General features: G+C 59.9%; 22 protein-coding genes and 1 pseudogene. 14 read left to right on the forward strand and 9 right to left on the reverse strand.

Annotated elements, in window-relative coordinates; all coding sequences use genetic code 11:
- Positions 1-19: 19 nt before the first annotated feature.
- From glyS to prlC, 4 genes are all read right to left on the reverse strand, one after another.
- A complete protein-coding gene (gene glyS, locus AR306_RS08925) occupies positions 20-2,065 on the reverse strand; it encodes a glycine--tRNA ligase subunit beta (protein ID WP_101497222.1) in 2,046 nt (681 codons plus the stop codon).
- The gene (gene glyQ, locus AR306_RS08930; protein WP_101497223.1) at positions 2,062-3,009 is read right to left on the reverse strand and encodes a glycine--tRNA ligase subunit alpha; all 948 of its coding nucleotides are present in this window, start codon (positions 3,007-3,009) and stop codon (positions 2,062-2,064) included. The genes glyS and glyQ overlap by 4 nt, the downstream gene beginning before the upstream one ends.
- A gap of 196 nt (positions 3,010-3,205) precedes the next feature.
- The gene (locus AR306_RS08935; protein ID WP_101497224.1) at positions 3,206-3,493 is read right to left on the reverse strand and encodes a YheV family putative zinc ribbon protein; all 288 of its coding nucleotides are present in this window, start codon (positions 3,491-3,493) and stop codon (positions 3,206-3,208) included.
- Positions 3,494-3,658: 165 nt separating this feature from the next.
- Positions 3,659-5,698 carry an oligopeptidase A gene (prlC, locus tag AR306_RS08940; RefSeq protein ID WP_240622524.1) on the reverse strand — a complete coding sequence of 680 codons (2,040 nt, stop codon included), beginning with the start codon at positions 5,696-5,698 and terminating at the stop codon, positions 3,659-3,661.
- A 340-nt stretch (positions 5,699-6,038) separates the two neighbouring features.
- On the opposite strand from prlC, the gene hemF reads away from it, so the two are divergent.
- From hemF to AR306_RS08955, 3 genes are read left to right on the forward strand one after another with little or no spacing between them, the layout of a single operon-like run.
- Positions 6,039-6,959 (forward strand): oxygen-dependent coproporphyrinogen oxidase, encoded by a 921-nt coding sequence (gene hemF / locus AR306_RS08945; protein WP_101497310.1) that lies wholly within the window; start codon positions 6,039-6,041, stop codon positions 6,957-6,959.
- A gap of 1 nt (position 6,960) precedes the next feature.
- Positions 6,961-7,785, forward strand: a complete 825-nt coding sequence (aroE, locus tag AR306_RS08950) for a shikimate dehydrogenase (RefSeq protein ID WP_101497225.1) — start codon at positions 6,961-6,963, stop codon at positions 7,783-7,785.
- 3 nt (positions 7,786-7,788) lie between these two features.
- Positions 7,789-8,340 carry an L-threonylcarbamoyladenylate synthase gene (locus tag AR306_RS08955; protein ID WP_101497226.1) on the forward strand — a complete coding sequence of 184 codons (552 nt, stop codon included), beginning with the start codon at positions 7,789-7,791 and terminating at the stop codon, positions 8,338-8,340.
- Between the two features lie 21 nt (positions 8,341-8,361).
- On the opposite strand, the gene dprA is transcribed toward AR306_RS08955, so the two are convergent.
- Positions 8,362-9,453, reverse strand: a complete 1,092-nt coding sequence (gene dprA / locus AR306_RS08960; protein ID WP_101497227.1) for a DNA-processing protein DprA — start codon at positions 9,451-9,453, stop codon at positions 8,362-8,364.
- Positions 9,454-9,543: 90 nt separating this feature from the next.
- Entirely contained in the window at positions 9,544-10,563 is a 1,020-nt protein-coding gene (locus tag AR306_RS08965; RefSeq protein WP_101497228.1) for a LysM peptidoglycan-binding domain-containing protein, read from the reverse strand.
- Between the two features lie 264 nt (positions 10,564-10,827).
- On the opposite strand from AR306_RS08965, the gene def reads away from it, so the two are divergent.
- The 8 genes from def (at position 10,828) to AR306_RS09005 (ending at position 21,206) form a co-directional block, all read left to right on the forward strand.
- On the forward strand, positions 10,828-11,337 hold the full coding sequence (def, locus tag AR306_RS08970) for a peptide deformylase (RefSeq protein ID WP_101497229.1): 510 nt from the start codon (positions 10,828-10,830) through the stop codon (positions 11,335-11,337).
- Positions 11,338-11,515: 178 nt separating this feature from the next.
- Positions 11,516-12,475 carry a methionyl-tRNA formyltransferase gene (fmt, locus tag AR306_RS08975; RefSeq protein ID WP_101497230.1) on the forward strand — a complete coding sequence of 320 codons (960 nt, stop codon included), beginning with the start codon at positions 11,516-11,518 and terminating at the stop codon, positions 12,473-12,475.
- Complete coding sequence (rsmB, locus tag AR306_RS08980; protein ID WP_101497231.1) at positions 12,472-13,767, forward strand: 16S rRNA (cytosine(967)-C(5))-methyltransferase RsmB; 1,296 nt, start codon at positions 12,472-12,474, stop codon at positions 13,765-13,767. The genes fmt and rsmB overlap by 4 nt, the downstream gene beginning before the upstream one ends.
- Before the next feature lie 71 nt (positions 13,768-13,838).
- Positions 13,839-15,212, forward strand: a complete 1,374-nt coding sequence (gene trkA, locus AR306_RS08985; protein ID WP_101497232.1) for a Trk system potassium transporter TrkA — start codon at positions 13,839-13,841, stop codon at positions 15,210-15,212.
- Between the two features lie 18 nt (positions 15,213-15,230).
- Positions 15,231-16,682 carry a TrkH family potassium uptake protein gene (locus AR306_RS08990; RefSeq protein WP_101497233.1) on the forward strand — a complete coding sequence of 484 codons (1,452 nt, stop codon included), beginning with the start codon at positions 15,231-15,233 and terminating at the stop codon, positions 16,680-16,682.
- A gap of 355 nt (positions 16,683-17,037) precedes the next feature.
- Positions 17,038-18,300 carry a sensor domain-containing diguanylate cyclase gene (locus tag AR306_RS08995; protein WP_101497234.1) on the forward strand — a complete coding sequence of 421 codons (1,263 nt, stop codon included), beginning with the start codon at positions 17,038-17,040 and terminating at the stop codon, positions 18,298-18,300.
- A gap of 42 nt (positions 18,301-18,342) precedes the next feature.
- Positions 18,343-18,837, forward strand: coding sequence for a YfiR family protein (locus AR306_RS09000; RefSeq protein WP_166627850.1), 495 nt, complete (start codon positions 18,343-18,345; stop codon positions 18,835-18,837).
- Positions 18,834-21,206, forward strand: coding sequence for a TonB-dependent receptor plug domain-containing protein (locus AR306_RS09005; RefSeq protein WP_101497236.1), 2,373 nt, complete (start codon positions 18,834-18,836; stop codon positions 21,204-21,206). The genes AR306_RS09000 and AR306_RS09005 overlap by 4 nt, the downstream gene beginning before the upstream one ends.
- Positions 21,207-21,320: 114 nt before the next feature.
- Here AR306_RS09005 and AR306_RS09010 read toward each other — a convergent pair whose 3' ends face one another.
- The gene (locus AR306_RS09010) at positions 21,321-22,586 is read right to left on the reverse strand and encodes a ferredoxin reductase family protein (protein ID WP_101497237.1); all 1,266 of its coding nucleotides are present in this window, start codon (positions 22,584-22,586) and stop codon (positions 21,321-21,323) included.
- A gap of 10 nt (positions 22,587-22,596) precedes the next feature.
- On the reverse strand, positions 22,597-22,965 hold the full coding sequence (locus tag AR306_RS09015; protein WP_166627851.1) for a PepSY domain-containing protein: 369 nt from the start codon (positions 22,963-22,965) through the stop codon (positions 22,597-22,599).
- A gap of 257 nt (positions 22,966-23,222) precedes the next feature.
- Between AR306_RS09015 and AR306_RS09020 the strand changes: the two genes are divergently transcribed.
- From AR306_RS09020 to AR306_RS13735, 3 genes and pseudogenes are all read left to right on the forward strand, one after another.
- Positions 23,223-23,882 carry a response regulator gene (locus AR306_RS09020; RefSeq protein ID WP_101497239.1) on the forward strand — a complete coding sequence of 220 codons (660 nt, stop codon included), beginning with the start codon at positions 23,223-23,225 and terminating at the stop codon, positions 23,880-23,882.
- Position 23,883: 1 nt separating this feature from the next.
- Positions 23,884-24,741: pseudogene (locus tag AR306_RS13645) on the forward strand (histidine kinase dimerization/phospho-acceptor domain-containing protein); the annotation flags it as partial.
- Between the two features lie 94 nt (positions 24,742-24,835).
- The gene (locus AR306_RS13735; protein ID WP_407071201.1) at positions 24,836-25,207 is read left to right on the forward strand and encodes an ATP-binding protein; all 372 of its coding nucleotides are present in this window, start codon (positions 24,836-24,838) and stop codon (positions 25,205-25,207) included.
- 6 nt (positions 25,208-25,213) lie between these two features.
- Here AR306_RS13735 and chrA read toward each other — a convergent pair whose 3' ends face one another.
- Positions 25,214-26,425, reverse strand: coding sequence for a chromate efflux transporter (gene chrA / locus AR306_RS09030; RefSeq protein WP_101497240.1), 1,212 nt, complete (start codon positions 26,423-26,425; stop codon positions 25,214-25,216).
- Positions 26,426-26,500: the final 75 nt, after the last annotated feature.

Below are 26,500 nucleotides of genomic sequence, written 5' to 3' on the forward strand. Positions count from 1 at the left end.
TTGACTTTCAGTACATCTGCTATCCCAACAGCGAAATATCCGCCACGCTGAGGAACAACCCACGCAACTGCGCCAGCAGTGCATGACGATTGGCGCGGATGGCACTGTCTTCGGCGTTGACCATGACATCGTCAAAGAAGGCATCGACCGGCTGTTGCAGTTGCGCCAGACGGGTGAGGATGCCGGTGTAGTCATGGGCGGCGGCCAGCGGGGCGACGTCCTGTTGCGCCTGTTGCAGGGCGGCAAACAGGGCCTTTTCTGCCGGCTCGGCCAGCAGGGATTCCTGTACCTGGCCGTCCTCGGCATCACCCAGCACGTTGGACACCCGCTTGTTGGCGGCGGCCAGTGCTTCGGCTTCGCTCAGGCTGCGGAAGTGCTGCACCGCCTGTACGCGCTGGTCGAAGTCCAGCGGCGAGTCGGGATGTACGGCACGCACGGCCTGATAGACGCTGACCTCGATACCAGCATCTTCATAGCGAGCACGCAGACGGTCGAAGATGAAATCGTGAACCTGTGCCAGCAGGCCGTCGGCCTTGACGCGTGAACCGTACTGGTCGATGGCGGCTTGCAGCAGCGGGGTCAGCGGCTGCTCCAGTTCCTTCTCGATCAGGATGCGCAGCACGCCCAACGCTGCACGACGCAGTGCATAGGGGTCGCGGCTACCAGTAGGCAGCATGCCGACACCGAAGATGCCGACCAGGGTGTCGATCTTGTCGGCCACGGCCACGGCAGCACCGGTCAGGGTGGCTGGCAGCTCGGCACCGGCACCACGCGGCATGTACTGCTCGTTCAGTGCCGCCGGTACATCGCCCGGTTCGTTGTTCAGCTGTGCATAGTAGTAGCCGGCAATACCCTGCATTTCCGGATACTCGCCGACCATGGCGGTGGCCAGGTCGCACTTGGAGAGGATACCGGCGCGGGCGGCGTGCTCGGCGTTGCCGCCAATCTGTGTAGCGATTTGTGCAGCCAGCGCAGAGACACGCTCGGCCTTTTCGTACACGGTGCCCAGTTCGGCCTGGAACACCACGTTTTTCAGCAGTTCGTTGAAGCTTTCCAGTGATTGCTTCTGGTCCTGCAGGTAGAAGAACTCGGCATCACTCAGGCGTGGACGGACAACCTTTTCGTTACCGGACACTACCTGCGCTGGGTCTTTACTCTCCAGGTTGGCGACGGTGATGAAGCGCGGCAGCAGTTTGCCTTCGCCATCGACCAGACAGAAGTAACGCTGGTCATCCTGCATGGTGGCGATCAGGGCTTCCTGGGGTACCTGCAGGAAGTGCTCTTCAAAGGAGCACACCAGCGGCACCGGCCACTCGACCAGAGAAGCCACTTCATCCAGCAGATCTGCAGGCATGATGGCCTTGCCGTTCTCTTTGGCGGCCAGCTCGGTGACCTTGCTGGCAATCAGCTCACGACGCTCATCAAAGTCGGCCAGCACCTTGGCGCTGCGCAGGGCTTCCAGATAATCCGTCGGACGCTGGATGCTGACCGGCTGGTTATGGTGGAAACGGTGACCCATGGACTCACGGCCGGCGGTTTGCGCCAGCAATGTGCAATCCACCACCTGCTCGCCCAGCAGCATCACCAGCCACTGGGTCGGACGGACGAATTCTTCACGACGGGCACCCCAGCGCATGCGCTTGGGAATCGGCAGCTTGTCCAGCGACTGCTCGACAATACCGGGCAGCAGCTCGGCGGTTGCCTGACCGGCAATCTGCTGTACAAAGCGCAGCTTGGCACCGCTACGGTCGATGGCATCCAGCTCGACACCACAGCGGCGGGCAAAGCCCAGCGCGGCCTGGGTGGGGTTGCCATTGGCATCAAAGGCGGCCTGCACGGGCGGGCCGTCCATTGCCTGTTCGCGATCGGCCTGGCGCTCGGCCAGTTGCTCGACCAGCACTGCCAGACGGCGTGGCGCGGCATAGCTGTGCACCTTGCCATGGGGCAGACCGGCCGCTTTCAGACCGGCAACGATACCGTCGGTGAAAGCTTTTGCCAGGGTTTTCAGCGCCTTGGGTGGCAGCTCTTCGGTACCCAGCTCGACCAGAAAATCCTGTGTACTCATTGTTCCGCCTCCAGCCTGGCCAGTACTTCATCACGCAAGTGTTCCGGGGCCATGGGGAAGCCCAGTTTGGCACGGGCCTGCAGATAGCTTTGCGCCACGGCACGGGCCAGATTGCGCACGCGCAGGATGTAGCGCTGACGCTCGGTCACGGAAATGGCCCGGCGTGCATCCAGCAGGTTGAAGGTATGGCTGGCCTTGAGCACCATCTCGTAGGTGGGCAGTGGCAGCTCCAGCGCTATCAGGCGGTTGGCTTCGCTTTCATAGAAATCGAACAGCTCGAACAGCTTGTCGACATTGGCGTGCTCGAAGTTGTAGGTGGACTGCTCCACCTCGTTCTGGTGGAACACATCGCCATAGGTGACCTTGCCGAACGGGCCGTCGGAATAGACCAGATCGTAGACCGAGTCGACACCCTGCAGGTACATGGCCAGACGCTCCAGACCGTAGGTGATTTCGCCGGTGACCGGATAGCACTCGACACCGCCGACCTGCTGGAAGTAGGTGAACTGGGTCACCTCCATGCCGTTGAGCCAGACTTCCCAGCCCAGTCCCCATGCGCCCAGCGTGGGCGACTCCCAGTTGTCCTCGACAAAGCGGATGTCATGCACCAGCGGATCAAGGCCGATGTGGCGCAGCGAATCCAGATACAGCTGCTGGATGTTGTCGGGATTGGGCTTGAGCACCACCTGGAACTGGTAGTAATGCTGCAGACGGTTGGGGTTGTCGCCGTAACGGCCATCTGTGGGACGGCGGGACGGCTGCACATAGGCGGCGTTCCAGGTTTCGGGACCGATGGCACGCAGAAAGGTCGCGGTATGGAAGGTGCCGGCACCCATTTCCATGTCGTAGGGCTGCAGCACCACACAGCCCTGTTCCGCCCAGAAACTCTGCAGGGCGAGGATCAGATCCTGGAAGGTGCGCATGGCGGGGTTGGTCTGTTTCACGTTGTTGATCCGTAGAAAAGGATTGGCAGAAAAGCGCAAGTATAGCCTAGTTTTGCTACCGACCGAAGGATCAACGACAGTAGCCGACCGGCTGCAAGCCCTTGACCTGCCTGCAGCCGGACGTTTCATGACGGAAGGATGACAACGCTCCGCCGGACGCAGTTCGCACCGGAGAGCGAACCACCTGAGTGACCGGTTATTCGTCGTCCTGTTTTTTCAGTTTGGGGTTGGGGAAAAACTGCATGGGCTTGGCAGCTTTTTTCACCTTGGGCTTGTCCTGGTTGACCCGGGTCGGCAGCTCCAGCGGGACCGACTGGCCAAACTCGTTGAGCGAGTCGGCAAAGCCGCAGCGGATGCAGTCGCGGTACTGGGTGCCGTCAACCGTCCACATGCGGATGGTGTCCATGGCTTCACAGGCCGGACATACGGCGCTGGCAATGAACTGTTTTTTAACGGGCTGTTCGGTGGTTTCAGTGGTAGTCATGGCGCTCTCTTGTTTGGGCAGCTGTTGCTCCCTGTTCAGTTAATCAGGCTCTGATTTGATCATTACGCCGGCCATTGTCAGCCATCAGCCGCCTTTTTGTTGTTGATCACACGACCGGTTTCCCTGCCGTCGTCACCAAACAGGGATGACGGCAGGGAACGCAAATCAGGCTGCCAGCCCGCTATGGCGCAGCAGGGCATCGATCTGTGGTTCGCGACCACGGAATTCGACAAACAGCTGCAGTGGCTCGTATGAACCGCCCTTGGCCAGAATGCTGTCACGGAAGGCACGGCCGGTTTGCGGGTTGAGCACGCCCTCTTCCTCAAAACGCGAGAAGGCATCCGCCGACAACACCTCGGCCCACTTGTAGCTGTAGTAACCGGCCGCATAACCACCGGCAAAGATGTGGCCGAAGCTGTTGGCAAACCGGTTCCAGGCCGGCGGGGTCATCACCGCCACCCGGCTGCGCACCTCGTCCAGCACCTGTTGCACGCTGCGCCCCTGCCCCTGGCTGCCGTGCAGTTCGAAATCGAACAACGAGAACTCCAGCTGACGCACCATCATCATGCCGGACTGGAAGTTGCGTGCGGCCAGCATGCGCTCCAGCATCTCGGCCGGCAACGGCTCACCGGTTTCCCAGTGACCGGCAATCAGCGCCAGCCCTTCCTGCTCCCAGCACCAGTTTTCCATGAACTGGCTGGGCAGCTCGACCGCATCCCAGGCCACGCCGTTGATGCCGGACACGCCCAGCTGCTCGACACGGGTCAGCATGTGATGCAGGCCATGGCCGAATTCGTGGAACAGGGTGGTGACTTCATCGTGGGTCAGCAGCGCCGGCTTATCGCCGACAGCAGGGGTGAAGTTACATACCAGATAGGCCACCGGCAATACCAGTTCGCCCTTGCCGTTGCGGAACTGGTCACGCGCGCCATCCATCCAGGCACCGCCACGCTTGTTGCTGCGGGCATAGAGGTCGAAATAGAAGCGACCAACGGTCTGGCCGTTTTCCTGCACCCTGAACAGGCGCACCTCGGGGTGCCAGCGCTCAAAGTCCTGCTCTTCACTGATTTCGATACCGAACAGGCGCTGCACGATCTGGAACATGCCATCCAGTACGCGGTTGACCGGGAAATACTGGCGCACTTCCTCTTCGCTGATGCTATAACGCTGTTCGCGCAGTTTTTCGCTGTAGTAGCCAACATCCCAGCTTTGCAGATCGGCGCAGCCCTGTTCGGCGGCAAAGGCCTTCAGCTCGGCAAGATCCCGCTCGGCAAAGGGCTTGCTGCGCACGCCCAGATCGTTAAGGAAGTCCAGCACCTGCTGCGGGCTGTCGGCCATCTTGGTGGCCAGTGACAGGTCGCTGTAATGGGCAAAGCCCAGCAATTCGGCCAGCTCCTGGCGCAACTCCAGCGTGCGTGCCATCACCGGCGTGTTGTCGAATTCACCGGCATTGGGTCCCTGCTCGGAGGCTCGGGTGCTGTAGGCGGTGTAGACCTCTTCACGCAGTGCACGATCATCAGCATAGGTCATGATGGCGTAGTAGCTGGGAAACTCCAGCGTCACCAGCCAGCCATCCAGTTCTTTCTCGGCGGCGGCTTGCGCCAGCTGGCCACGGGCAGATTCGGGAAGACCAGCCAGTGCGCTTTCATCAGTAATATGTTTGGTCCAGGCCTGGGTGGCATCCAGCAACTGGTTGGAGAACTTGCTCGACAGTTCGGACAGTTCTTTCTGGATTTCGCCGTAACGCGCCTGTTGCTCAAGCGGCAGGTCGATACCGGACAGATGGAAGTCACGCAGCTCGTTGTCCAGCACCTTGCGCTGGGCATCGTTCAACTCTTGTGCCGCCGGGCTGCTCGCCAGCGCCTTGTAGGCTTCAAATAGCTCGCGGTTCTGGCCCAGTTCGGTCCAGAACTCGGACAGTTTGGGCAAACAAGCCTCGTAGGCTTCGCGCAGCTCGGCGTTGTTACATACCGCATTCAGATGCCCGACCGGACTCCATGCCTGCCCCAGTTTGGCCGACATTTCATCCATCGGCAGCACCAGGTTGTCCCAGGTGAAACCGTCCTTGCGCTGCAGCAGTTCGGCAACCTGCTTGCGGCTATCGGCCAGCAGCTGGTCGATGGCCGGGACTACGTGTTCGGGTTTGATGGCAGCAAAGGGTGGCAGGTCGAAATCCTGCAGCAGGGGGTTGGCAATCTGGGTCACGGGGCACCTGTAAAAACAAAAGGGAAACACTGCCAGACATGGGGGCAGCTTGTCATGATTTCAATCGCGAATGGTTGACCATTTTAGTACAGGATTAGCGACTGCGCTGGTTTTTTGCCAGCCATTTGGCCGTATTAATGACTGCCAGGTCATGCGTTATCGGCTGACTTCACGGCACCACCGAAACTTCTGCCTATACAAGCGGGTTTCCCCGCGAGCCGCTCGCTCAGGGATCAAGCCCTGCGCGCAACAAGCTGCTTCGTGCCGGACGATGCAAACTCAAGTAAAGCTGCCAACCATGCTATGCTTTGCCGGCCCAAACGACCACGGAGAAAAGCTGGTGAGCCTGGATATCGACGCCGTCAAACAGTATTTCATGAACCTGCAAGACCGTATTTGCACCGAACTGGAGCAAAATGACAGCAAGGCCCGCTTTGTCGAGGATGCCTGGCAGCGCGAAGCCGGCGGCGGTGGCCGTACCCGCGTCATCACCAATGGTGCGCTAATTGAAAAGGGCGGCGTCAATTTCTCCCATGTATTCGGCGACCAGCTGCCGGCTTCTGCCAGCGCCAGCCGTCCCGAGCTGGCCGGACGCAGTTTTCAGGCGATGGGCGTATCGCTGGTGATCCATCCGGAAAACCCTCACGTGCCCACATCGCACGCTAACGTGCGCCTGTTTGTGGCGGAAAAACCCGGCGAAGAACCGGTGTGGTGGTTTGGCGGCGGCTTCGACCTGACGCCCTATTACGGGCAGGAAGAAGACTGTGTGCACTGGCACCGGGTCGCACGCGATGCCTGCCAGCCGTTTGGCGAAAATGTTTACAGCGAATACAAGGAATGGTGTGACCGCTACTTCCACCTGAAGCACCGTAACGAGCCACGCGGTATCGGCGGCCTGTTCTTCGATGACCTCAACCAATGGGGCTTCGAGCAGAGTTTTGCCTTTGTCCAGGCCATCGGCGACGCCTATCTGGAGGCCTACCTGCCCATCATCGAGCGCCGCCGCAACACGCCATTCACCGAAGCCCAGCGCGAGTTTCAGTCCTATCGCCGTGGCCGCTATGTGGAATTCAACCTGGTGTTTGACCGTGGCACATTGTTTGGCCTGCAGTCCGGCGGGCGCACCGAGTCCATCCTGATGTCGCTACCGCCCATGGTGCGCTGGGCTTACGACTGGAAACCCGAGCCCGGCAGCGAGGAAGCCCGCCTGACCGACTACTTCCTGCAAAATCGTAACTGGCTGAAAGAATTCGGAGCCTGACATGCAAAGATACGCCGTTTTTGGCAACCCGATTGCCCACAGCCAGTCCCCTTTCATTCACCGCATGTTTGCCGAACAGACCGGCCTGCAGCTGACCTATGAAGCCCTGCTGGCTCCGCTGGACGACTTTGCCGGCAGCCTGCAGCAGTTTTTTACCAGTGACGGATGCGGCTGTAACGTAACCGTACCCTTCAAGGAACAGGCCTTCGCTCTCGCCGACGAACTGAGCGGACGCGCCCGCCGTGCCGGAGCGGTCAATACCTTGATCAAACTGGACAACGGTCGCATCCGCGGCGACAACACCGATGGCGCCGGGCTGGTCAGTGACCTGCTGCAAAACAATGTACCACTGGCGGGCCAGCGCATCCTGCTGCTGGGTGCCGGCGGTGCCGCCCGTGGTGTGCTGGAGCCTTTGCTGGCCCAACAGCCGGCCGAACTGGCGATTGCCAACCGCACGGTGGAAAAGGCCGAACAGCTGGCCAGTGAGTTTGCCGATCTGGGCCCTGTCGTCGCCTGCGGCTTTGACTGGATCGATACTCCGGTGGACCTGATCATCAATGCAACCTCCGCCAGCCTGCACGGCGAGCTGCCGCCACTGGCACCGACACTGGTCAAGCCCGCCCAGACGGTCTGTTACGACATGATGTACGGCAAGGACATCACCGCCTTCAACCGCTGGGCACAAGAGCAGGGTGCCGGGCGTACACTGGACGGTCTCGGCATGCTGGTCGGCCAGGCGGCCGAAGCATTTTCTGTCTGGACCGGCCAGCGGCCCGATACCGCTCCGGTGATGCAGGCATTGCGGGACCGGCTGGCAGGCAACTAAGCCATGACCAGCCACTGGCACCTGCAGCAGGCCGCACAAAAAATCCGCAAGGGCGGTGTGATTGCCTACCCGACCGAAGCGGTCTGGGGACTGGGCTGCGATCCGTGGAATGAGCAAGCCGTGCAGCGCATTCTCGACATCAAGCAACGGCCGGTACACAAAGGACTGATTCTGGTGGCGGCCGATATCGGGCAGCTGACCTGGCTACTGGAAGGGCTTGCTGCGGAGCAGCGGCAATTGCTGGAAGACAGCTGGCCCGGCCCCAACACCTGGCTGGTCCCGCACCATGGCCGGGTACCCAAATGGATCAGCGGACGCCATACCAGTGTTGCGGTGCGGGTCAGTGATCATCCGCTGGTGCAGGAACTGTGCCGGCTGACCGGACCGCTGGTCTCCACCTCGGCCAACCCGACCAAACACCCGGCAGCCACCAGCCGGCTGCATGTCGAGCAATATTTCCACAACCAGCTGGATGCCGTGCTCAACGCTCCTCTGGGGCACAGACAGCAGCCCAGCACCATTCGCGATTTGCTCTCAGGCGAAGTGCTGCGCTGAGCCCGCGCGGACGGTTGCAACCTAAGCCATGAAAAACCACTGCCCGCCATGTTGGCGGATGCGGCCGTCAATTTCCAGATTGGTCAGCTCGGTCAACAACTCGCTGATATCAGCATCCAGCAGCATGGCCAGATCCTCGGTATTCAGCGGCTGGCCGCGCAGCAGGTCAGTCACCGGGTGGGGTTCGTATTCAGCAATATCCGCCGTCACGGATGGCGGCAACTGCTGCCAGTGTTGCCATTGCTCCAGAATGTCCTGGACAGTTTCGACCAGAATCGCACCCTCACGTATCAGCTGGTGGCAGCCCTTGCTGCCCGGATAATGCACCGAGCCCGGAATGGCAAACACATCGCGGCCCTGCTCGGCCGCATAGCGAGCGGTAATCAGCGAGCCGCTGGCCACGCCCGCTTCGACCACCAGCACACCCAGTGACAGGCCGCTGATAATGCGGTTGCGCCTGGGAAAGTGGCTGGCATGGGGGCCGGTATCCAGCGGCAGCTCCGAAACCATGGCACCACCTTCTGCCACAATCTGCGCCTGCAATTGACGGTTGCGTGCCGGATAAGTACGTAGCAAGCCGGTACCTACCACGGCCAGGGTTGGCCCTGAAACCGCCAGCGCTCCGCGATGGGCGGCACTGTCAATACCCAGCGCCAGCCCGCTGGTAATACAGCAACCGCTCGCCGCCATGGTTCTGGCAAACTCGAAGGCCAGCCGCTCGCCGGCCGGGCTGGCATGGCGGCTGCCGATGATGGCCAGTTGCGGCTGTTGCAGCAACTGCACATTGCCCTGCACAAATATAACCGGCGGTGCCCCGGCAGTTTCACCAAGCAGCCCGGGATAGCCGTCACCATCATGCAGCAGAATATGGCAGTCGTCCTGCTCTTGCCAGCGTGTCGCCCGCTCGGCGACAGCATGCAACTCCGGCTCCTGCCGGGCAGCAATCGCCGGCTCCGGCATATTCAGCGCACGCCAGCCGGCAGCAGGCGACCGGCAAGCGGTAACGGCATCACCATAGTGCGCCAGCAACTGCAAAAAACGTTGCGGACCAATGTGAGGAAGGGAATTCAACAGCAGCCGGGCCTGCAGCTCGGCAAGGGAGGGAGTGTTCATGTCGTGGCATCCTGTCCAGTGTTTCGTCCATGCATGGTGCGCCTGTCGGCGCTGCGAAGCCGGCTTCCCGCCAGCCTCGCAGATTGTGCATCAGGGGTTCTTGACCTTGTCCATGACCGCCAGTTGACGGCTGGCCTGCAACACCAGACCGTAGCTCATTTTCTCGTAAGTGCGGAAAACCATCAGGACACCGGAACGCTCATCCGGCACCTTGACCCTGTCGCCCGTAACCTGATCACGTACGGTTTCGCCAGTTTTGTACACCGCCAGCACGTTGCCGGCCTGCAAACCGTCACGCTCGCCCCTGTTGATGGTGACCACGTCAAGCTGGCCAATCTGGCTAACTCCGCGCGGCACATCCAGAATCAGGCCATCGATGCTGCTTGCCGGCTCACTCGGGAAAAAGGTCGAGGTAATCGCGCGCTCTTCGGTAGCAAATACACGGTCGGCCAGGCGGACTTCCTGTGCCGTGCGGCTCAGCACCATGGTGCCGATGTCACGCTCCCTGGCGACCACATCACCGCTGCCCACATAATCAGCGTTGATACCCAGAAACTCGCCGGTGGCCGGATCATGGTAGGTCTTGCCCTGGCGGAATACATCATAGGCATTTTCTTCCTGGACATTGCCGCGTACGTAGATACGGTCGTTATGACCACTCAGGACGCGCTCGGCATTGCCAGCTACCACATAAGGAGCACCGTCAAACTCGCGTTTGGAATTGACAATACGGTTGTTCAGCAAAAAGCTGTTGATGGCTTCCAGCGGAATGCTTGGAATGGCCTCGGCCATCGGGCTCTTGCGGATGCCTGGCGTCAGCTTGATGGTGCCACCGTTACCACGATTGACCATGAGGCGCGGTTTGCCATCGATATACACCAGGCTCAGCACATCGCCCGGGTAAATCAGGTGCGGGTTTTTCACCTGCGGGTTGGCATGCCAGATTTCCGGCCACTTCCAGGGCTGGCGCAGAAACTTGCCTGAAATATCCCACAGGGTATCGCCCTTGACCACAGTATAGTTGTCAGGATGATTGGCCCTGAGCTCGACGTCTGCCTGTGCCAGGCCGCCAGCAGCCAGCAGTACCATGGCAAGTAAGGTTTTCCTCATGTGGTGATTCCCTTTATCATGTGTCTTGGTTGTTCGCCCCGGTTCCGGGCTGTCCTGAAACCGGACAGCCGGCAGAAGCACAGCCATATCCGTCAGGTTTACGCCCGCCTTGCATGGGGCACGCCCTATACTTTTCGGCAACACTTCCATCCGCAACAAAAGCAAACAGGCAAGAGCCTGTTGTTTTTGCAATAATGTACACCATATTAGCAGTGCAAACCGGATTTATTCCATGCATGCGTCACACATACGACACAAAGACTTATGGCCATTTTAAAAATTCTTGAATACCCCGATCCGCGCCTGCGCACCCTGGCCCAGCCGGTCGCAACAGTTGATGACGGAATTCGCCAGCTGATCGATGACATGTTCGAAACCATGTACGATGCGCCCGGCATCGGACTGGCCGCCACCCAGGTGGACGTGCACAAGCAGATCATCGTCATGGACCTGTCCGAAGACAAGGATGAGCCCCGGGTATTCATCAACCCCGTGATCGAAACCCTGAGCGATGATGCCGGCCCCTACCAGGAAGGCTGTCTGTCGGTGCCCGGCTTTTTTGAGGACGTTGACCGCCCGCTACGCGTACGCGTCAAGGCGCTGGACCGTGACGGCCAGCCATTCGAGCTGGAAGCCGAGGGCTTGCTCGCAGTATGCATCCAGCACGAGTGCGACCACCTTAACGGCAAGCTGTTTGTCGATTACCTGTCCCGTCTCAAGCGCGACCGCATCCGCAAGAAACTGGAAAAACAGCATCGTCTGGATGCCCGCTGATTGTGGGAGCGAGCTTCCCCTGTAGGTGCGAATTTATTCGCACAATAAATATGGTCGACCGTTATTTGTGCGAATAAATTCGCACCTGCAAGCACAATGCCTGCACGACGGCCCGGCCACGACAAACCCAAATCAACACCGCATCACACAAGCAAAACATACCCCACCAGGACACCCCATGACCGACCCGCACAGCACACCACCCGCCCGCATCGTCTTTGCTGGCACGCCCGACTTTGCCGCCGCCCATTTGCAGGCGCTGCTGGACAGCCGGCATCAGGTGGTAGCCGTCTACACCCAGCCTGACCGGCCAGCAGGACGCGGCCAGAAGCTGGTGGCCAGTCCGGTCAAGCAACTGGCACAAAAGCACGACATCCCCGTGCTGCAGCCGGCCAGCCTGCGCAACGAAGAAGCACAACAAGAGCTGGCCGCTTTCGATGCCGACCTGATGGTGGTGGTGGCCTATGGGCTGATCCTGCCGCAGGTTATCCTGGATACACCACGACTGGGCTGCATCAACAGCCATGCCTCGCTGTTGCCACGCTGGCGCGGCGCGGCACCGATCCAGCGTGCCATTGAAGCTGGCGATACCGAAACCGGTGTCACCGTGATGCAGATGGAAGCCGGGCTGGATACCGGCCCCATGCTGTTGAAAACAGTCACCCCGGTTGCTGCCACCGACACCGGCGGCGGCCTGCACGACCGCCTGGCTGAACTGGGCCCGCCCGCCGTGCTGGCAACCGTCGAGTTGCTGCTGGCCGGCAAGGCGCAGCCAGAGATACAGGACGACAGCCTCGCCAACTACGCGCATAAACTGAGCAAGGACTGTGCGCTGATTGACTGGTCACGCCCGGCCATCGAGATCGAACGCGCCATCCGCGCCTTCAACCCCTGGCCAATCAGCCATAGCCTGCTGCAGGGCCAGTCACTCAAGGTGCATGCCGCACAGCTGGCCGACGGCAAGGGCCAGCCTGGCGAAATCCTGCACGCCGACCGCAACGGCCTGCAGGTTGCCTGTGGCGAAGGCGCACTGCTGCTGACCCGCCTGCAGCTGCCCAACGCCCGCGCCATGGACTTTGCCGACCTGTTCAATGGTCGTGCCGAATTGTTTGCGACTGGCCAGGTATTGGGGCAATGAATCCGCGTCTGGCCGCCACCCACGCGCTCACTGCCGTATTGCAGGGCAAGGCTTCACTGGCCGGCAGCCTGCCCAATGTGTTGCAGCTGGTAGCCGACAACGAGCGGGCACTGGTGCGCGAGCTGGCCATGGGCACCGCCCGCTGGCAGCCACGGCTGGAAATCCTGCTGGACCGGTTTCTCGACAAACCCCTGCGTCGTGCCGACCAGGACGTACAGGCATTGCTACTGATCGGCCTCTATCAGCTGCTGCATACCCGCATTCCGGCACATGCCGTCCTCAGTGAAACCGTTACCTGTGCCGATTCACTGAAGAAAAAATGGGCAAAAGGGCTGGTCAATGCCGTGCTGCGCCGCGCCCAGCGCGAGGCCGAAGAACTGTTGCCGCAGCTGGAAAAAGACCCGGTCGTAGTCACCGCCCACCCGCGCTGGCTGCAAAAACTGCTCAAAGCCAACTGGCCGGAACACTGGCTGGAGATCTGCGCCGCCAACAACCAGCACCCGCCAATGACCCTGCGCGTCAATGCCCAGCGGGTGTCACGTGACGACTATTTACAGCAACTGCAGCAGGCCGGCATCACCGCCACAGCCACCGTATACAGCCATAGCGGCATCCGGCTGGAGCAGCCCTGCGATGTGCATCAGCTGCCCGGCTTTGCCGACGGCCTGTGCAGCGTGCAGGACGAAGCCGCCCAGCTATCAGCGCAACTGCTGGACGCTCGACCCGGCCAGCGCGTACTGGACGCCTGCTGCGCCCCCGGTGGCAAGACCTGCCACATTCTGGAAACCCAGCCCGCACTGGACTCCCTGCTGGCACTGGACCTGGAAGCGGAGCGCCTGAAACGGGTACAGGACAACCTCAACCGCCTGCGACTGACGGCCAGCCTCAAAGCCACCGATGTACGGGATGTGGATAACTGGTGGGACGGCCAGCCATTTGACCGCATTTTGCTGGATGCGCCCTGCTCCGCCACCGGCGTGATTCGCCGCAACCCCGATATCAAGCTGACCCGCCAGCCGGACGACATTACCGAGCTGGCCAAATTGCAGGGCGAACTGCTGGACGTGCTCTGGCCGACACTCAAACCCGGCGGTCTGCTGCTATATGCCACCTGTTCGATCTTGCCAACAGAAAACAGTGACAACATCGGTCAATTCCTGGCCCGTACCCCGGATGCCAGAGAGTTGCCCACCGGCCTTGAGTGCGGTATCGAGCAGCACCACGGCCGTCAGCTGTTCCCGCAGCCGGACGGGCATGACGGTTTCTATTACGCTCTGTTGCAAAAGCAGTAAATGTCCCGGCTTGTACTCCACCCCCATCAGTCGCAAAATACCGCCTCTGACAACAACGGGTGCAGGCAGGCATGAACATCCTTATCCTCGGCGCTGGCCAGGTCGGCGGCAATCTCGCCGAGCAGCTGGCCAGCGAGGCCAACAACATCACCGTGGTGGATACCGATCACGAGCGCCTGCGCGAGCTGGGCGAGCGTCTGGACATCCGTACGGTGGCCGGCCATGCCTCCTTTCCATCGGTGCTGCGCCAGGCCAGTGCCGAAGATGCCGACCTGCTGGTGGCCGTCACCAATAGCGACGAAATCAACATGATCGCCTGCCAGGTGGCACATACCCTGTTCCGCACGCCGACCAAGATCGCCCGTGTACGCGCCACGCAGTACCTATTGCGCCACGAACTGTTCAGCCCCGAGGCGCTGCCGATTGATGTCTGCATCAGCCCCGAGCAGGTGGTCACCCACCATATCAAGCGGCTGGTGGAAAACCCCGGCACCCTGCAGGTGATGGACTTTGCCGACGGCAAGGCGCAGCTGGTCTGCGTGCGTGCCCGTGATGGCGGCATGCTGGTCGGCCACCAGCTGCGCGAACTGCGCAATCACCTGCCCAATGCCGACGTGCGAGTGGCAGCCATTTTTCGCCGCGACCACCCGCTCAAGCTGGTCGGCGGCACCGTGATCGAAGTGGGTGACGAGGTGTTCTTCATTGCCGCCCGCCACCAGATCCGCGCCATGATGAACGAACTGCAACGCCCGGAAGACGGCTACCGCAAGGTAGTGATTGCCGGCGGTGGTCACGTTGGTGAACGGTTGGCCGAAGCCATCGAAAGCCGCTGCCAGGTCAAGATCATCGAACTGGATGCCGCACGCTGCCGCCACCTGTCCGACCATCTGGACAGCAGCGTGGTCCTGCACGGCAGCGCCTCCGACCGCGACCTGCTGCTGGAAGAGAACATCGACCAGGCCGACCTGTTCATCGCCGTCACCAACGACGACGACGCCAACATCATGTCCAGCCTGCTGGCCAAACGCATCGGCGTGCGCAAGGTGATGGCCATCATCAACAACCCGGCCTATGTCGACCTGATGCAGGGTGGCGCCATCGACATTGCCATCAGTCCGCAGCTGGCCACCCTCAGCGTGCTGTTGGCCCATGTGCGCAAGGGCGACGTGGTCAGCGTGCACTCGCTGCGCCGTGGCGCGGCCGAAGCGATCGAAGCCATCGCCCACGGTGATGAGAAATCCAGCAAGGTGGTGGGACGCAAGATCCGCGACATCCGCCTGCCGCCCGGCGCAGCAATCGGCGCCATCATCCGCGATGACGAGGTGATCATGGCGGAAAAAGACACCCAAATCAGCAGCGGCGACCACGTCATCCTGTTCGTGGTGGACAAAAAACACATCCCCGACGTGGAACGCCTGTTCCAGGTCGGGCTCAGTTTTTTCTAGCCGGCAGGACCAGCCACCATGCACTTTGCCGCCATTGCCCGTATCCTGGGCATCCTGCTGATGCTGTTCAGCCTGACCCATGTGCCACCGCTGTTACTGTCACTGCATGACGGCAGTGATGCCAGCGGCAGCTTTGCGCTGGCTCTGGGCATCACCCTGCTCACCGGCCTGCTCACCTGGCTGCCGGTACGCGGGCGGCGCGAAGAATTGAGGGTACGCGACGGCTACCTGATTACCGCCCTGTTCTGGATCGTGCTGGCCTGTTTCGGGGCCATGCCATTCTATTTCTCGCCCGTGCCGCAAATGGACCTGGCCGATTCGCTGTTCGAGTCGTTTTCCGGCCTCAGCACCACCGGTGCCACCGTACTCACCGGGCTCGACGATTTGCCCCGTGCCATCCTCTATTACCGCCAGCAACTGCAATGGCTGGGTGGCATGGGTATCGTGGTGCTGGCCGTGGCGATCATGCCCATGCTCGGCGTGGGCGGCATGCAGCTGTACCGCAGCGAAATGCCCGGCCCGATCAAGGACAACAAGCTGTCGCCGCGCATTGCCGACACCGCCAAAACCCTGTGGCTGATCTACTGCGGCCTTACCGTCCTGTGTGCGCTGGCCTACTGGCTGGCCGGCATGGACGGCTTCGACGCCATCGGTCACAGCTTCGCCACCATCGCCATTGGCGGCTTTTCCACCCACGATGCCAGCATCGGCCACTTCAACAGCGCCGGTATCGAGCTGATTGCCGTGTTCTTCATGGTACTGTCGGGCATGAACTTCTCGCTGCACTTCCTGGCGCTGCACAACCGCTCACTCAAGGCCTACTGGCGCGACGCCGAATGCCGTTTCTACCTCAAGCTGTTGGGCAGCACCGTGCTGCTCACTTTTATCGTGCTGGTGCTATATCAACATTACCAGCAGCCGGAGCTGGCCCTGCGTCATGCCCTGTTCCAGGTGGTCACAGTGGCCACCACCACCGGTTTTAGCGTCACCGATTTCAGCGCCTGGCCCAGTTTCCTGCCCTATCTGTTGCTGTACACCGCCTTTATCGGCGCCTGCGCCGGCTCCACCGGCGGCGGCATGAAGGTGATGCGGGTAATGTTGCTGCTACGCCAGGGCCAGCGTGAAATCCAGCGCCTGCTGCATCCCAGTGGCGTCTTCACCGTCAAGCTGGGCAAACGCAGCGTACCCGACCGGGTGATTGAGGCAGTCTGGGGGTTCAGTGCCGTCTATCTGGGCACCTTCTTCATGCTGATGCTGGCGCTGCTGGCCTGCGAGCTGGACCCGATCACCGCCTTCTCCACACTGGCTTCCTGCATGAACAACCTTGGCCCGGCACTGGGCGATGCCACCTTCCATTACGGCACCCTGCCCGACACCGCCAAGCTGATCCTCAGCCTGGCCATGATTCTCGGGCGGCTGGAAGTGTTTTCCCTGCTGATCCTGTTTACGCCAGCATTTTGGCGATATTGATCCAGTTAAGTTCGACCTTGGGGCAGCACGCCAATCGCCTGGAAGCAAGCCAGCACAACCAGACTTGCACTGGCTTTGCCGCTCCGCAAGCAGCCACACAGACCGGTTGCGGGCTGTTTGCCAAGACGGTATGATCCAGATCATGGCAAATGGCCTTCAGCGATTAACAACACTCCATAACACGCTGATTGCCTTGGGCACTTAATTCAAGGCCGGTGCGGAGAATAAAGTCGAATATCACTGCGACCAAGCCTGCATTACCCTGAGTCCGACATCGTAGTGGCACCCGTCTATTGGACGGGGACAAAGCAAACCGTAGTCAAAGCTGAAACAATCACCAAAGGCAGCCACGGCGATGTTCAACAAAATCGCAATACGTTACAAGTTGATCATTCTGCTTGGTTTAAGCGGCGGCTTTGCGTTGCTGATTTCTTCCCTGATCATGGTCTATTCGACCTATCTGAACCAGTCAAAATCGTCGATGCAAGTGTTGCACCAGCTGACCGATGTCATCAGTGACAACATGCGTGCGGCTCTGGCGTTCGGTGATGCCAACAGCGCCAGTAGCATTCTTGCCTCACTGCAGGCCAACCCGCACATTTTGCTGGCGATTGCCACCGACAGCTCCGGGCAAGTGCTGGGCGAGTACCGTTCACAGCAATTGCCGGCTGCCCGTGCGCAAGCTCACAAACAAGCGCTGGCCCAAATTCTTGACGAACAACCCGATGCACTGCAACAGGCAGGCCAGTTCATCCAGCGCATTCAGCCGGACTGGATGGGCGTAGCCAAGCCGATCCTTTTTGAAGGGCAGGCCATTGGTTCACTGGCGATCCTGTCTGATACCCGGGAGATATGGGACCAGTTTCGCCGGTTTGTCCTGATGCAGGTGATTGCTTCAGGCTTGACCGTCATTTTGCTGCTGTTTTTATCATTGAAGTTTCAGGCTGTATTTACCCGGCCCATCCTTAACCTGATCGACGGCATGCGCACTGTCGCCCAGACCAAAAACTACCGCACCGTGCTTGAGTCAGGCCACCAGGACGAATTCAAACACCTGTACGATGTCTTCAACTCGATGCTGATCGATATCCAGGAGCGTGATGAACGCCTGTTCAAACTGGCCACCACCGACGCCCTGACCGGCCTGACCAACCGGCATCATGCCATGGAACTCTTGGGCAGCATGGTCGCACGCGCCCGGCGCACCAGTCAGCCTTTCGGCCTGATTATGGTGGATCTGGATTTTTTCAAGAAAATTAACGACACCTACGGGCATCAGGCGGGCGATCTGGTGCTGCAGGAAACCGCCAAAGTATTGCGCAGCAGCGCACGCGACTACGATCTGGTTGCACGGTTCGGCGGCGAAGAGTTCTTGATTGCCTGTGACAATGCTTCACTGGACACCTGCATTACCGTGGTAGAGCGCATTCAGCAGGGATTAGCCAGCTGCAACATCGAGTACGCTCCCGAGCGCAGCCTGAAGGTAACCGCCAGCCTCGGCGTGTACAGCTCAACCAATCAGCCGGCGAATACACCCATTGCCGCCATGCTGTCTGCTGCTGATGCCGCACTCTACCGGGCAAAGGATGCAGGCCGTAACACCTATCGTGTTGCCTAGATGCGTTTGGCGTACCGTCTCTCAATCCGCTTGACAGTTTGCATGATGCTGCTGGTGCCAGCTGCCCATGCCAACACTGACGCAGAAACCCGGCTGACCGCGGTGTTTCTTGGCCGCTTTGCCAGCTATGTGGACTGGCCACCGGCAGAGCGCGCGCACTTTGTCATCACTGTGCTGGGAGACAACCCCTTCGGCGCCTTGCTGGACGAGCTTTACCGCAACAAGCACATTCAGGGCAAGCCCGTCGAGTTGCACTACGCCCAAACACTCAAGCAAATCGGCCCGACTGATATCCTGTTTATCAACCTGCACAGTGCCAGCGGCCGTTTGGCGGCAATACAGTTTGCCCACCAACACGGCGCTCTCAGCATCAGTGAAAGCAGGGGCTTTGCCGACAGTGGCGGGATCATCCAGCTCAACGTGGTCGAGCAAAAGCCCCAAATCAAAATCAACTATGCAGCCGCTGTTGCCAGCGGCCTGAAAATTGGCTCACCCCTGCTTTCAATTGCCACCGTCTTGCGGAAAGACCAGCCATGATAAAAATTCCAGGTTATCTGTTCCTTGCCCTGGGCATGAGCACTGCCTTTGCCAACCAGCAAGCTGACGAGTATTACCAGCTGCCGCTGGAGCAGCTGATGCAGGTTGAAACACAGGCCAAGGCCCGGGTCGGCTCACTCGGCGGCAAACGTAATGCGCTGGATGCCGAGGTACCGATTGATGTGATCACCGCCGCCGAGCTGGAATCCAGTGGCCATAGCAGTCTGACCCGTGCGCTGGCTGCACTGGTACCGGGCTTTAATGCGCCAGCACCCAGCATCGCCGACGGCACCGACCATGCAGCGCCCTTCACACTGCGCGGCCTGAACCCGGATCAGGTATTGGTGCTGGTCAATGGCAAACGGCTGCATCAAAGCTCACTGCTGCACAACAACGGTACAGTAGGGCGTGGCAGCTCCAGCGTGGATTTGAACATCATTCCCCTGGCTGCCATCAGCCGTGTGGAAATCCTGCGTGACAGCGCTTCAGCCCAATATGGTTCTGATGCCATTGCCGGCACCATCAACATCATTCTTAAAGGCTACGGCCAACCCAGCCAGGCACGCATGCACTACGGCCAGACCGGCCAAGGCGATGGCCAGAACAAGCTGGCCAGCCTGTTTCACAGCATTCCCCTGCGTGGCGACGGTTTTATCAACCTGACCGGAGCCTGGCGCGACCGTGGCCGCACCAACCGAGCCGGGCGTGACATGGCAGACGGCGGCCGGATCAACACCCGTTTTGGCGATGCAGATAGCCGCGATGGCTCATTTCTGCTGAATGCAGAGCTGTTGCGCGGCGACACCACATTTTATTCGCACGCCCTGTATAACCGCAGGCACAGCCGTGCGGGAGCATACTTTCGTCATGCCGATGATGACGGCAACATCACAGAGCTGTACCCCAGCGGTTTTTTGCCCAAAATCGCGCCCAAAATAAGCGATTACTCACTGACTGGCGGGGCCAAAGGCATTTTCAACGATGGTACTGACTGGGACCTGAGCTACACCCACGGTCACAATGACTTCCACTTTTATGTCAAAAACTCGCTGAACGCCTCGTTGGGACCTACCAGTCCCACCGCGTTTGATGCCGGCTCCACCCACTACACCCAGCAAGCGTTGAACCTGGCCCTGAGCAAAAAAATCGGCTTGCACACTCTGTCTTATGGCTACGAAGTGCGCCAGGAGCACTATCGCATCAGGGCAGGTGATCGTGCCTCTTATGAGCAGGGCACCCACGGTGGTATCAACAGTCCCGGTGGTGCCCAGGGCTTTCCCGGTTTTAGCCCGGACAATGAAGTCTCGGAGCGGCGCCAAACCCATTCTGTGTATGGTGACTTGAACTACAGGCTCAGCCAGCGCTGGACGCTGGACACTGCCGCGCGGCTGGCTCATCACAATGACTTTGGCAGCGCTTTTGGCGGCAAGCTGGCCTTGCGTTTCCGGCCAATCGACAACTTGCTGCTGCGCACCAGCCTCAATACCGGTTTTCGTGCCCCCTCGCTGACGCAAAGCCATTTTTCCTACACGGGTTCCTACCGCAATACCGCCAACTCGGCACCTACCCTGTGGGGCAACTTTGCCGTTGATCATCCGGTCAGCCGTGCGCTGGGTGCCAAAAAGCTGAAAGTGGAAAAGTCCACCCACCTGAGCATGGGACTGGTGTTTCAGCCCACGCCCAACCTGACAGCCAGCCTTGACGGTTTTGTCACCGACATCCATGACCGCATCATGCCCACCACCTATATTTCAGCCGATAGCGCGCCCGCGGCCAAACCCGTGCTGGACCAATACAACATTGATGGTGCCGTCTATTTTGCCAATGCCCTCAAAACCCGTACCCACGGCGTAGACCTACGGCTTGACTACAATCTTGACCTCAAGCAGGACGCAACGCTGAAATTGCTCAGTGGCTACCAATACAGCAAAACCAGGATCAAAAACGTCAGGCAACCGGCCGGAATGCTGGGCCAAGATGGCAATAACATCATGCTGGATACTTTTAACCGGGTTCTGGTTAAGCAGGGCCAACCGGCTGACCGGATCAACCTGCACAGCAAATACTCAACAAGAGCCTACGACCTGGTGTTCAACCTGAACCGCTATGGCAAATACGCCAGCACACTGGACAGTAACAAGGTGGTGTTTGCCGCCAAATGGACACTGGATGCCGAGCTGGCCTATCACTTCGGTCAGGCGCTGACTTTGGCGCTGGGCGGCTTGAACCTGTTGGATACCATGCCGGACAAATGGGAGGATTCTGGCTACCCCATGAGTGCCGCCGACAAAGTAGTGCCTTATTCCCAATACTCGCCCTTCGGCTTTAATGGCCGCTATTACTACATGCGGGCGGCGTATAAGTTTTAAGACAGCACTGGATCACTGGCCCCATGATCAGCACTTGGCGTCTGCACCCTGCCAGTGCCACATAAAAAAACCGCCGGCAAAAGCCAGCGGTAAAAAACAACAGGACAATCACCCTCAGCGCAATTCAAACTCTTCGTAATGAATCCGCTTCGGGCTTTGCCCCATCGCCTTGAGACCTTTCTCGATCGCTTTACGCAAGCCTTCCGGCCCACAATAAAACAGCTCTGCCTCACGCATGGAAAACGGCACCCGTGCGACCAGTTTCTGTGCCGTCAACCGGCCCTCCTCGGCACTGACCACAATGTGTACTTCCAGTTGCGGATAGCGTGCCGCACAGGCCGCCAGGCGCTCAGCTGCAAACGCTTCGTCGCGGCAGGCGACCGTCCACACCAGTACAATGTGCTGGTCATTGCGCTCCTGCAGCGCCTCGGCCCAGGCCAGAAACGGTGTAATACCAATACCCCCAGCCAGCCACACCTGCTGCTTGATCCGCTTGCGAAACACAAAGCGTCCATAAGGGCCTTCCACCTGCAAGCGCTGTCCGGGCTGCAAATAATCGGGTAGCTGAGCGGTCCAGCGGCCAAGCGCTTTGATGCCAAAGCGCAGGCTGCCGTCCCTCTCCGGGGCGCCGGCAATGGTAAAGGGATGCGGCTCTCCCATCCCGGCCCCCGCTGCGGAGACAAAGGCGAACTGGCCAGGCTGCCACTGCATGGGCCGGTTTTCCGGTTGCAGCCTGAGTTCGGTAATGCTGCCGTGCCGGCTGATGTCATCCAGCACAAAAGAGCGTCTTCTGAATTTGGGTGCCACCAATGTAAACAACCAGGCAAAAATGCCGGCAAAGCACAGCACGTTTAGATACAGATGCAATGCACCTGTGGTATCAGCCGGTGTATCAATGGCAAGCACATGAAACACGACCAGAGCAAACAATGCCCCGGTAAAGCGGTGGGTAAAACGCCACCATGCCCAGGGCAGCTCCAGCCGAAGCAACGGAATTCGCTTGAACCAGCTGAGCAAAATCAGTCCTATAAGGCCATTAAAGGCCCATTCGCCCACATCTTCAGCCCGGTGACCCAGTCTGGTTTCACGGACAAAGTGTTCAAGATCAGGCTCATAACTGTTATGTGCCAGCATCAAAGCCAGCGCTGCGATACCCAGCCACTTGTGCACCTGATACATCCGGTCCAGCCCGCCAAACAACGGCTCCAGCAGTTTTGGGCGGGTGGACAGAATCAAGGCCATACTCATGGCGGCTGTGGAGCCCGCACCGAGCGCGATGCCCAGTGCGTTCTCCGAGCCAAAGGGGGCGTAGGTTTGTGCTCCCATGACGATGGCAGCCAATACGGCAAACAGTGCCAAAGCAGGTCCTGTGAGGTACATGGCCTGCTCCTTAACGTTTGTCGCTGCGCGGCTCGTTCAGCCGGTTTTCACCCGCCTTGCCCAGTTTGGTCTGTCCGGCAGGCAGGTAGCGCGACAGGTCGGCATCAGGCTGAAAGCGTACTTTCAGTTTTTGCACGACCAGCAGTGCCGGTTCGATTTCCAGCTCGACCCGGTTGCCATCGGCATCCAGACCACGCACTTCATAACAGCCATCATCGACCCGCAAACGCTCCGGGCTGATGCCAAGGTCTGTCACATACGCGGTTACGGCCTCGCGTGGCTGCCATTCGGACATTGGGCTGCGGCAGTCGTCATCGGCATAGACCAGTCCGGAAACGGCCAGGGCGAGTACGGCAGCGGTGGAAGTAAAGATTTTCATGGCAAAACTCCTATCAGGTTGGTTGGCAGCCCCAGAATCCATCGCCGAGCTGACAGCACCCTGAAGCAGATAAAAAAGCGTGTTCAGGCTCGGTTAAGGGTTGCATGAATTAATGTAGGCAGTGACGTGAACTGCCGCACCCGCCTGACAAAACAGCACAATGGATAGTGCATCTTTCTAACCGTCATGCAGGACAACGCAGCCTGACCTGCTGCTGCCACAGTCACAGCACGCACCCCCACTGGAGAGGCCTGTTTATGCGTATTTTGCTGATTGAAGATGACAACACCCTGGGGGCGGCAGTACACGACCAGCTCGCTGCTGATGGCCATTCGGTCGACTGGGTACAGCGCCTCGACACTGCTGACAGCGCACTGGCCGTGGCGACCTATGACCTGATTTTGCTTGACCTGATGCTGCCCGACGGCCGCGGTCTGCCCTTTTTGCGCCGCCTGCGCGGTCGCGGCCTCGGCACCCCCGTGATGATCCTGACGGCGCTTGATCAGGTCTCCGACCGGATTGAAGGGCTCAACACCGGCGCGGACGATTATCTGGTCAAGCCCTTTGATCTGGCCGAACTGTCGGCGCGTATCGGCTCGGTCGCACGCCGTTACAGCGGCAATCCCAACCCCCTGCTCACCCATGGCAACCTGCAGATTGACCTGGCTGCCCGCACTATTCTGCGCGACAACCGCACAGTGGCCCTGACCGCCCGTGAGTGGGTGTTGCTGGAAGCATTCCTTGGCAATCCCGGCCAGTTATTATCCCGCGCCAGGCTGGAAGACAAGCTGTATTCGTTTGATGACGAAGTCGAAAGCAACACCATTGAAGTGCACATCAGCCGCTTGCGCAAAAAGCTTGGTGCCGATCTGATCAGGACCGAACGCGGGCTGGGCTACCGGCTGGGGCAAGGCTAACATGCTGCGCAGCCTGCAAAGCCGGCTTGGCGTATCGCTGGGCATCCTGCTGCTGGTGCTGTGGGCTGCTGCGGCAACCATGACGGCACTCCGGGTACGCAGCGAAATCAACCAGGTATTCGACTCCGCCCTGCAAGAAACCGCACAGCGCATTTTGCCGCTGGCGGTCGCTGACATTCTGGAACGTGATGATGCTGGCGTGACACGACGGCTGGCCGAATTCAACACGCATGACGAGCTGATCACCTACCTGGTTCGTGACGCACAAGGCCGCATCCTGCTGCGCTCACATGATGCCGATCCGGCTCACTTCCCGGCCTGGAACGGTAATGGCTTTCGTCAAACTGGCACGCACCGGCTCTACAATGAAAGCACCCTGCAAGGCAGCCTCCGCATTACCGTGGCAGAGCCTCTGCGCCATCGCCAGGCCATGGCGCAGGATGTCCAGATTTCCCTTGGCCTGCCCATTCTCATCTTTATTCCGGTGGCACTGCTGGCAATTGCTCTGGCCGTGCGCTCCAGCCTCGCGCCACTGCGCCAGTTTCGCAACAAACTGGCCAAACGTGATGAGCATGACCTGTCGCTGCTGCCGATTGAGGATCTGCCAGCCGAAATCGCACCCGTGGCAGACACCCTGAACGACTTGCTGGGCCGCCTGGAGGCAGCTTTTACCGCAGAACGCAACTTTGCCGCCAATGCCGCCCACGAGTTGCGCACACCACTGGCCGGAGCCATTGCCCAGGTACAACGCTTGCACGCAGAAACCGGTGAAACAGACACCAGGCAAAGGGCACAAGACATTGAACGTACACTCAAGCGCCTGACCGCCCTGTCCGAGCGCCTGTTTCAACTGGCGCGGGCCGAAGGCGGCCAGCTGTGCCGCAGCCAGCATGCCGACTTGCGCCCGGTCGCCCGCCTGCTGACTGCAGACTTGTCCCGTATCCTGAAGACACATGCTGCAGCTGCCGGAGCAGCCGCTGCTGTCCTGCCTGGACCCGGACATATTTGCCATTCTGTATCGCAATCTGGTCGAAAACGCGCTGCGACACGGCACTGCAGGCACGCCTGTGCTGGTCAGGCTGACACACGATGGTACCTTGAGCGTGCGCAATCAGAGTCCGGTGGTGGCAGGCGCTGTACTCCGGCAGTTGACCGAACGTTTCCAGCGGGGCGGTGCCAGCAACAGCGGCAACGGGCTGGGTCTGGCCATTGTGCACGTCATCAGCCAGCGCATTGGCAGCCCACTGCAACTCAGCTCTCCGATTGCAGGGCACGTTGACGGATTTGAAGCCAAAATCACTGTGCCTGTCAGTGACCAGTCATGAGCATGTTCAGCCCGGCCACAGCATGGTTGCAAATGCGCCGAACAAGGCACAACCGAGCACAACCAGCCAGGGTGGCAGCCGCCAGCGCATCAAAGCCAGCAATGCCAGTCCGGCCAGCGCAACATCCTGCAGCGAATCAATCGCACTGGTCCATACCGGCCGATACAGCGCCGCCAGCAATAAACCGACCACGGCGGCATTGACGCCCAGCAACATGGCTTGCACACGGCTGTTGCGCCTTAGTTGCCGCCAAAACGGCCACACGCCAGCCACCAACAAAAAAGACGGCGCAAACACTGCCAGCAGGCAAATCAGACCGCCGGACCAGCCCGTCGGTGCCTGATTCATTGCCGCACCCAGGAAGGCGGCAAAAGTAAACAGCGGGCCAGGCACAGCCTGGGCCGCACCATAACCGGCGAGAAACATGTCGTTATCTACCCAGCCGGGCGTTACCGTTTCTGCCTGTAGCAACGGCAACACCACATGGCCACCGCCAAACACCAGCGAGCCAGCCCGGTAAAACGCATCCACCAGCGCCAGTGTCTGGCCAGGAAACACAGCGGCAGCAAGCGGCAAGCCAATCAGCAGCAAGAAGAACATACTCAGCCACAGCACTCCGGCCCGCCGCGTAACGCTCACAGCCAGGTCCTCAGTGGCAGGGCTTCCTGCTGGCCGCAACCACAACAAGCCAACCAGTGCAGCCACGGCAATGACCAGCACCTGACTCCAGGCAAAAGGCAACCACAGCACAAAGCTGGCGGTCGCTGCCATCATCAGCCTGCGCGGCGTGTCCGGGCACAAAGCACGCGCCATGTTCCAGACCGCTTGCGCCACTACGGCCACCGCAACCACCTTCAAACCATGCATCGCGCTGACCGGTACCCGGTCGCCGTAAGCGTGCATGCCGCCAGCCAGCAACATGAGCGCAGCTGCAGACGGTAAGGTAAAACCGGCCCAGGCAGCCAGCGCCCCCGCATAGCCACAGCGGGACAGCCCGATAGCCATGCCCACCTGACTGCTGGCCGGTCCGGGCAAAAATTGGCACAACGCAACCAGATCAGCGTAGCTGCGCTCGCTTAGCCACTGGCGGCGTGCAACAAACTCATCCCGAAAATAGCCCAGATGCGCCACCGGACCACCAAATGAAGTCAGACCAAGGCGCAGAAAGATCCAAAACACGGACCAAGCCGTGCGACCCTGTGAGGAATATGCATTCATGCTGCCAGTTTACCCGACACGGTACGTGACGATGAATCATCTGGTCTTTGGCTCGTCTGAGCATTCTCGCTGATG

Origin of the sequence: Thiopseudomonas denitrificans (assembly GCF_002866065.1) — a bacterium.
Taxonomy (GTDB): Bacteria; Pseudomonadota; Gammaproteobacteria; order Pseudomonadales; family Pseudomonadaceae; genus Thiopseudomonas; species Thiopseudomonas denitrificans.